General features: G+C 49.4%; 9 protein-coding genes and 1 pseudogene. All 10 read left to right on the top strand.

What is annotated here, in order from left to right:
* On the top strand, positions 1 to 371 hold a 371-nt coding region (locus tag AB7U36_RS14000), incomplete at its 5' end, for a RibD family protein (RefSeq protein WP_428160362.1).
* Between the two features lie 31 nt (positions 372 to 402).
* On the top strand, positions 403 to 1,080 hold the full coding sequence (locus tag AB7U36_RS14005; protein ID WP_428160363.1) for a riboflavin synthase: 678 nt from the start codon (positions 403 to 405) through the stop codon (positions 1,078 to 1,080).
* A gap of 12 nt (positions 1,081 to 1,092) precedes the next feature.
* The gene (locus tag AB7U36_RS14010; RefSeq protein WP_428160364.1) at positions 1,093 to 2,298 is read left to right on the top strand and encodes a bifunctional 3,4-dihydroxy-2-butanone-4-phosphate synthase/GTP cyclohydrolase II; all 1,206 of its coding nucleotides are present in this window, start codon (positions 1,093 to 1,095) and stop codon (positions 2,296 to 2,298) included.
* 11 nt (positions 2,299 to 2,309) lie between these two features.
* Complete coding sequence (gene ribH, locus AB7U36_RS14015; protein WP_428160365.1) at positions 2,310 to 2,777, top strand: 6,7-dimethyl-8-ribityllumazine synthase; 468 nt, start codon at positions 2,310 to 2,312, stop codon at positions 2,775 to 2,777.
* Positions 2,778 to 2,780: 3 nt separating this feature from the next.
* Positions 2,781 to 3,209, top strand: a complete 429-nt coding sequence (gene nusB, locus AB7U36_RS14020) for a transcription antitermination factor NusB (protein ID WP_428160366.1) — start codon at positions 2,781 to 2,783, stop codon at positions 3,207 to 3,209.
* Between the two features lie 29 nt (positions 3,210 to 3,238).
* Positions 3,239 to 3,859, top strand: a complete 621-nt coding sequence (locus AB7U36_RS14025) for an MBL fold metallo-hydrolase (RefSeq protein ID WP_428160367.1) — start codon at positions 3,239 to 3,241, stop codon at positions 3,857 to 3,859.
* On the top strand, positions 3,859 to 6,141 hold the full coding sequence (gene pabB / locus AB7U36_RS14030; RefSeq protein ID WP_428160368.1) for an aminodeoxychorismate synthase component I: 2,283 nt from the start codon (positions 3,859 to 3,861) through the stop codon (positions 6,139 to 6,141). The genes AB7U36_RS14025 and pabB overlap by 1 nt, the downstream gene beginning before the upstream one ends.
* Positions 6,142 to 6,268: 127 nt before the next feature.
* A complete protein-coding gene (locus tag AB7U36_RS14035) occupies positions 6,269 to 7,015 on the top strand; it encodes an OS_HP2 family (seleno)protein (protein WP_428160369.1) in 747 nt (248 codons plus the stop codon).
* An 18-nt stretch (positions 7,016 to 7,033) separates the two neighbouring features.
* A complete protein-coding gene (locus AB7U36_RS14040) occupies positions 7,034 to 7,675 on the top strand; it encodes an HAD family hydrolase (protein WP_428160370.1) in 642 nt (213 codons plus the stop codon).
* 121 nt (positions 7,676 to 7,796) lie between these two features.
* Positions 7,797 to 7,961 (top strand): annotated as a pseudogene (gene sat / locus AB7U36_RS14045) (sulfate adenylyltransferase); the annotation flags it as partial.

Genomic DNA, 7,961 nt, shown 5'->3' on the forward strand with positions numbered 1-7,961 from the left:
CCGCCAAAATCCTGCGCCTCAAAGACCGGGGCGCACAGGTTCTTGAATGCAAGGTCTTGGAAAATCGGCTTGATTTAAATGACCTGATGATTAGGTTAAGAAAACTGTCCGTCACAAGCCTTCTGATTGAAGGCGGGGGGCGGGTGGCTGCATCGGCTCTGGCTGCAGGGATTGTAAATAAGGTCTGCTATTTCCTTGCCCCCAAGATCATGGGTGGAAATGACGGTATCCCGGTGTTCAACGGCCCGGGTCCTGAAACGATAAAAGACCTGTTTGAACTGGCCCGGGTCAGTACCCGGCAGTTCGGTTCAGATATACTGGTCATAGGCTATATTGAACCCCGGAATAGGCCGGTTGGCAATGGGAGGTAATGGGGGTAGAAAATTTGGGGGGAGAGAACTTTTGTTTACCGGAATCATAGAAAGTCTGGGCACCATTCGGCGCATTGAAACCCAGGGGGAGGGCAAAATTCTGGTGATTGCCTGCGGCCTGGATTTTTCCGGTACAGGCATCGGGGATTCCATTGCCGTGAACGGGGCCTGTTTGACCGCTGTAAGCCTTGGCAAAGGGCAGTTCAAGGTGGACATGGCACCGGAAACCGTATCCCGCACCACCTTCAAATCTCTTGGACCCGGGGCCCGGGTCAACATTGAACGGGCGCTGAGGCTGTCGGACCGTATAGACGGGCACCTGGTATCCGGGCATATAGACGGTACCGGTGTGGTTTTAAAAATCGAGACCCGGAGCAATGCCATCATATATGACATCCAGGTGCCGGAAAATATAGCTGATGAGATAATAGAAAAGGGCTCTGTGGCCGTTGACGGGATCAGTCTCACCATCAACCAATGCTGGAAAAACGGTTTTTCGGTAAGCATTATTCCCCATACCGCAAAGATTACAACCATCGGATTTAAAAATGTGGGGGATCGCGTCAATATTGAGACGGATATGCTGGGAAAATATGTGAAAAAATTTTTATCAGGGCAAAGGAAAAGCGCTAATAGTGCCAATGACGCCGGTGCTGATGCAGGCGCGGACATCAGTATGTCATTTCTTGCCCGGAACGGATTCTTGTAAAGGATAGACAACATGCCGCATTTAACCATTGAACAGGCAATTGAAGATATAAAAAACGGAAAAATGGTCATCCTGGTGGATGACGAGGATAGGGAAAACGAAGGGGATCTGACCATGGCAGCCCAGGCCGTAACCCCGGAAACCATCAACTTCATGGCCACCCATGGCCGGGGTCTTATCTGCCTGTCCCTGGATTCAAGTATTGCTGACAAGCTTGACCTGCCCATGATGGTTGAGAATAACACCTCCCAGTACGGTACGGGGTTTACGGTTTCCATTGAGGCCAAACAGGGTGTGACTACAGGCATATCCGCCGCAGACCGGGCTACCACTATTTTAACGGCAGTGGCTGATGAAACAGGACCCCAGGACATTGCAAGACCAGGTCACATTTTTCCTTTACGGGCCCGGGACGGCGGGGTTATGGTGCGCATCGGCCAGACTGAAGGGTCTGTGGATCTTGCACGCCTGGCAGGGCTCAAGCCCGCCGGTGTCATCTGTGAAATCATGGATGATGACGGTACTATGGCAAGGATGCCTTCCCTTGAACAATTTTCCGAAAAGCACGGCATCGGCATCTGCACGGTGGCGGATCTTGTTCAATACCGGTTAAAAACAGAAAGCTTTGTAAAACAGGCTGCGCAGACCGTTATTCCCACCCGGGTGGGCGGTGAATTCAAAATCATTGCCTATGAGAATGATATTGACAATCTTACCCACATTGCTTTGGTTAAGGGTGAAATTGACCCGGAAAAGGCGATTCTGGTGCGGGTGCATTCCGAATGTATGACCGGGGATATCTTCTCTTCTTTGCGATGTGACTGTCAGGATCAGCTTCATCGGGCCATGCAAATGATGGACGAGGAAGGCTGCGGCGTTATTCTGTATTTGCGCCAGGAGGGCCGGGGTATCGGCCTTGTGAACAAATTAAAAGCCTATGAATACCAGCGCCAGGGCTTGGATACGGTCCAGGCCAATGAAAAGCTTGGATTTTCCGCTGACATGCGTGATTACGGTGTCGGTGCCCAGATGCTGGTGGATCTGGGCGTACGTAAAATGCGTCTGCTCACCAATAACCCTAAAAAAATGGTGGGGCTTCAAGGCTACGGCCTGAGCGTTGTGGAGCAGGTGCCCATTGAAGTGGCGCCCAATGCCTACAACCAGGGGTATTTGAAGTGCAAGCAGGCTAAGATGGGTCATCTACTACATATTAAATAAGGATAATAAATATGCCTCAGATAATTGAAGCCAATTTGAATGCCAAAGGCAAAAAATTTGGTATTGTTGCCGCCAGGTTCAATGATTTTATTGTGGACAAACTTGTGTCAGGTGCCGTGGATGCCTTGATTCGAAGCGGTGCACAGGATAAGGATATTGCCGTTGTCAAGGTGCCTGGTGCCTTTGAAATCCCATTGGCCGCAGCCAAAATGGCTGCTTTAAAAAAATATGACGCCATTATCTGTTTAGGTGCTGTAATCCGCGGGGCCACCACCCATTATGATTATGTATGTGCCGAAGTATCCAAGGGTATTGCTGCTGTCAGCCTTGAGGCCAAAGTGCCGGTGATGTTTGGCGTTCTCACCACTGAAACCATTGAGCAGGCCATTGAACGGGCCGGTACAAAATCCGGTAACAAGGGCTTTGATGTGGCCTTGGGTGCCGTTGAAATGGCAAACCTGTGCGCGGCTATGGAATAGAACATGGGTGACAGGCGCAAATCCCGGGAACTGGCCATGCAGGCCCTGTTTGCCTTGGATCTGAATAAATCGGATCTGAATAAAACCGGTTCTCCGCAGCAAATGGATGAATTCCTTGAACAGCACGGGAAAGATTTAAGTGAATCCACCCGTGTTTTTTTTCTGACGCTTGTGGACGGGGTTCTGGAGAATCGTGAAAAGATAGACACGCTTTTAGATCAATGGGCCAAGAACTGGAAGATTTCCCGAATGCCGGCAGTGGACAGAAATATCATGCGTATTGCCGTTTTTGAAATGCTTAATTTGTCGGATATTCCGTCCTCGGTATCCATTAATGAGGCGGTTGAAATCGGCAAAAAATTTGGCACCCGGGATTCCGGGCCGTTCATCAACGGGGTGCTGGACCGGATCAGGGTACTGCATGAGCTATAGACCAGGACGTGAAGATCAAGGAGGATGTTTTGATTATACAAAAACTTGAAGTCGGCCCCATTATGGCCAACTGCTTTATTCTGGGGTGTGAAGATACAAAACAGGCCGCTGTCATAGACCCGGGCGATGATGCAGACCGGATCCTCATGGCCCTTGCCAAGGCTGAACTGAAGGTAAAATATCTGATCAACACCCATGGTCATTTTGACCATGTAGGGGCAAACAAGCGGATGAAAGAAGCCACAGGCGCCCAGATCGCCGTTCATCCGGATGATGAACCCATGCTTGCAGACCTGTCCCGCCATGCGGCCATGTTCGGTCTTGGTGCAGAAAATTCTCCGCCTGCCGACATTCATCTCAAGGACGGCGACACCATTACCTTTGGCAATATCACCCTGGAAGTGATCCACACCCCGGGACACTCGCCCGGGGGCATCTGCCTTTACACCCCCGGGCATCTGTTTGCCGGAGACACCCTTTTTATGGGCTCAATCGGCCGAACTGACCTGCCTGGCGGTGATTATGACACCTTGATTTCCTCCATTAAGACCAAGCTGATGAATTTGGACGAAGACACCATTGTTTATCCGGGGCATGGGCCTAGGACTTCCATTGCCAATGAAAAGCGGATGAACCCTTTTCTCAGATAATGTCTGAAAAATTTTTTTTGCCCCGGATCACAGATATTGTGATCCGGGGTTTAAATGTTGATCTTCCCTTTGAACATGCTGCTGCCCGGTTTTCCCGGCAAGAGGGCACGGTGGTGCTTTTGTCCGGATCTGACCTGGACTGTGCCCGGTATCATATCCTTGCGACAGATCCCTGGCTGATGCTGAAAGGGACAGGGAACAGGATCTGTATGAACGTCAAAGATTCAGCCGGGTGCTTTGTCTGCCATGAAACAGACCAGGACCCGTTTGATCTGGTTGATACCCTGCTAGAAAAACTTTCCTTGTTGGATAAGACATTCAAACTGCCGGTGACCGCCGGCCTGTTCGGCTATTTTGCCTATGATCTGAAAGACAGGATCGAAGAGCTGCCCCGGACCTGTGTGGGCAACGGTTTGCCCGATATCTGTCTGTATGCCCCGTCCGTCATTTTGATCCAGGATCGAAAAACCTGTGAAAACTGGCTTTGCCTGCCTGTGTTTGACCGGGATAAGGGACAAGACAATGTTCTGGCCCGGGAAGAATCCTTTCTTAAGCGGCTTGAACAATCCTGGCAGCCCGGCGGTTTCTGCGCTGACAACACAGGGTTTGTCTCTTCATTTGCCAAACCGGAATATCTGTCCGCTGTATCACAGATTATTGAGCATTTAAGACAGGGTGATATCTACCAGGCCAATCTGTCCCAGCGTTTTGAAACGGGTTTCAGCGGCGATGCCTATGCCCTGTTTTTAAAGCTGTTCCAAAAGAATCCCGCCCCTTTTTTCGCCTTTGTCCAGGCCGGGAATCACCAGGTGGTCTCCACGTCGCCCGAACGCTTTCTCAAAGTTGAGGGCCGGACCGTTGAAACACGGCCCATCAAGGGAACCATTACCCGGGGAGACACGCCTGAACAGGACAGGGAAAACGCGGGAACCTTATTCCGGAGCACCAAGGATGATGCTGAACTAACTATGATTGTAGACCTGATGCGCAATGATTTGTCCCGGGTCACAGAACATGATTCTGTGGACGTCACAGCCCATAAATGCCTGGAACCCTATGACAATGTGTTTCATCTGGTATCTGTGGTTAAAGGCCGCCTGAAAGCGGGCGTTTCCTCTACTGGGGTGGTCAGGGCCGCCTTTCCCGGAGGCTCCATCACCGGCTGCCCCAAGATCCGCGCCATGGAAATCATTGATGCGCTGGAACCTGTAAAACGTCATGTATATACCGGTGCCATCGGATATTTAAGTTTCCACGGCACCATGGATCTCTCCGTTGCCATCCGCACGGCCGTGGTCCATGACGGGCGGCTGTTTTTTTCCATGGGCGGCGGTGTTGTTTATGATTCAGACCCTGAAAAAGAGTTTGAAGAGACCCTGGTCAAGGGAAAGACCCTGATGGATACCCTGGCACAAGGGGCGGGTCAACATATTGAAAAATCAATCATAGCCTGGGTAAACGGCTGCTTTGTCCCCCAGGAGCTTGCCCGGGTGCCGGCTGGTATCCCAGGTTTTTTATACGGTGCCGGCCTGTTTGAAACCATCCGGGTGGACGCGGGAATTCCCCTTCGACTGCCTGAACATATCAGGCGTCTGGAAAAGTCCTGGCGTGCTGTTTTTGGCGGATCTTTGCCGGATATCTGCTGGGAATCGGTTGTCGGACAGCTTATTTCCCAAAACGGGTTTGAACAAAAGACCTGCGCAGTCAAACTTGTGGCGGCAAAGGATGACCGTCCGGGGCGGCGTGTATTTGCTGCCGCTTTTATCCGCACCTATGTGCACCGCCTTGAACGGCTTGGCAAAAAAGGCCTTGACCTGGTGACCTTTCCCCATGCCCGGCACTCATTTCTGGCAGATCATAAATCCATGAATTATCTGTTCTACGACCTGGCGCGGACCTTTGCCCTTGATCATGGCGCGGATGAATCTTTGATTTTAAATTCGGACAGCACTGTATCTGAAACAAATACCTGCAATATTTTGTCCCTGGATGGTAAAAATATGGTTGTTCCTGCTTCCGGTCATGTGCTTGATGGGATAACGCTTAAGTGTGTAATGCAGATTATGGCAAAAAAAGGCTTCACTATAAGCCGGGTTGCGTTGGATGTTGAAAGGTTTTGCACCCTGCCGTATGTGTTTGTGACCAATGCGCTCATGGGGATGGTGCCGGTCCGACGCATTGACAACACTATTCTGGATATGGGCCATCTGCTTTGCCGCCAGGTCAATGAAATCCTCTTAGGACCGCAGATGAACAGACCGAACGCCTTGTCTGAAATTTAAATCTGACTAGGTGAACTGGATCGGTTGGTAATCCTGTTTTTTATCTGCAATGAACGGACAGCCTTGAATTTAAGGGTTGAATAGGCTATTTTTCCTATTCGTTGGTAAAAAACAATGGATACAAAAAATGAAATCCATCAATTTTAAAATCAATCTTATAATCATTTGTGCATTTCTGTTGTCCTTTGCAGGACTGTCGCATGTCTGGGCGGGTCCCAGGGCCGTGCCGGTGGCACCCTGTTTTGATTTTAAATCTGTTTTTGAAGGACAGAATTTAACCCATGATTTTATAATAAAAAACCAGGGGGATGCTCCCCTGAACATTACCGGGGTCCAGCCCCCCTGAGGCTGTGACAAGAAAGCCTATGACAGGCAGATTCCCCCGGGCGGGGAAGGAAAAATAACCATTGGTGTTAAGACCGCAGGGTATGGCGGGCGTGAGTTGATTAAGAAAATTCTGGTTAAAACCGATGATCCTGGGAATGAAAAATTTTATTTAAGAATTGCCGGCAACGTTAGGGAGGCTGTCAAGATCAGTCCCAGCACCGTGAACCTGAGCGGTGCACCGGGTCAGACCTTAAGTGAAGCGGTCACCATTGAACCGGTGATGGGGGATGAATTGAAGATCCTTGACATGACGCTTAAGTATAATAAGCAGATAAAGGCCGAGCTGATCAAGCCCGGCCAGGGGGAAAAAATTTGGCGGGTCAGGGTTTCCTGCTATTCCGACCGTTCTGCGGATCTTTATGATTTTATTACATTGACAACAGACAATCCCCATAAACCGAATTTAAGAATCAGGGTATATGCCATTTTTGAAAAGGCAGCGTATAGGGAAAAGAGTGATTCAAAGATACATGAAAACAATGAGTAGCCCAAGGAATCTGACAGAATGGATACAGCAGTAATTAAGGCCGTTGTGTTTGACTGCGACGGTGTCATGTTTGATACGGCCCGGGCCAACCGCATATTTTATAATGATGTCCTGGTTGGTTTTAACAAACCACCCCTTGACGATGAGCAGTTTCTGAACGTTCATATGATGACGGTAAAAGCTGCTGTTGAATATCTTTTCCCGGAAATGGATGATCCCCGGCCTGTATATAAGATGATCAAAAGCATCGGCTATGAAAGCGTGGTCCCCTTTATGCTGATGGAACCGGGCCTGATTGAGTTGCTGAATGCCATAAAGCAGGCGGGTATGGTGCGCGGTGTGGCCACAAACCGGACAAATACCATGGAAAATGTACTTATTCAACATAAGCTGAAAAATTCATTTGATATTGTTGTCACGGCATCTGATGTGGCCCATCCCAAACCCTTCCCTGACCAGCTCGAAAAAATTATGGAGGCCTATGCGCTGCTGCCCCGGCAGATTGTGTTCATCGGGGATTCCATATACGATAAAAAAGCGGCTGAAGGGGCAGGTACCTGGTTCGTCGCATTTAAGCAGCCCGGGCTTGAAGCCCATGCCCATGCAGTATCCATGGATGAGGTGGGAGAACTGTTAAAGTTAAGCAAATATAATTCTTGACAAATCAGCCAATCATCATTAAATCTTACAAGATTTTTAAATAAAATTGAAGTTAGGTGCCGGAGCAAGGCACCTGACACTTATACTGGTAGTTAACTATAGATTAAGGAGAATGATGTATATGTCTAAATTAGTTGCACCCCATGGCGGGAAAGGTCTTGTATGTTGCAAGCTTGAAGGCGCAGAACTGGTAGCCGAACTGAAAAAAGCCGCAGGTCTGAAAAAAATCGAAATCTCTTCCCAGGTTAAAGGCGACCTGATCATGCTGGGTATCGGCGGTTTTTCT

Source organism: Desulfobacter sp., from assembly GCF_050177295.1.